This is a genomic window from Paenibacillus polysaccharolyticus, from assembly GCF_023714295.1.
GTDB classification, from domain to species: Bacteria; Bacillota; Bacilli; order Paenibacillales; family Paenibacillaceae; genus Paenibacillus; species Paenibacillus polysaccharolyticus_A.
The window spans coordinates 1-255 of record NZ_JAMAUN010000078.1; the positions used below are offsets into that span (position 1 = coordinate 1).

1 pseudogene is annotated in these 255 nt (G+C 57.6%); it reads left to right on the forward strand.

Annotated elements, in window-relative coordinates:
* Window positions 1-255: pseudogene (locus tag M3629_RS28295) on the forward strand (hypothetical protein); the annotation flags it as partial.

The following is a 255-nucleotide window of genomic DNA, read 5'->3' on the forward strand; positions in this document are numbered from 1 at the left end:
TTTGACCCAGCAGTAGCCCCGACGTATCCAGCCGGTCAGGTTGTCACGTTCAACGGCAGTACGTATGTCACCAATGTAGCCTCGCCAACGGGCACGCCGGGCACTTCCCCGGATTATACGTTATTAGTAAGTGCAGGAGCCACAGGAGGAACAGGGGCTACTGGGGCAGGGGTAACTGGTAGTACGGGAATAACGGGGACCACGGGAGCTACCGGCGTAGGGTTAAGCGGCATCGTGGCATTTGACCCAGCATTA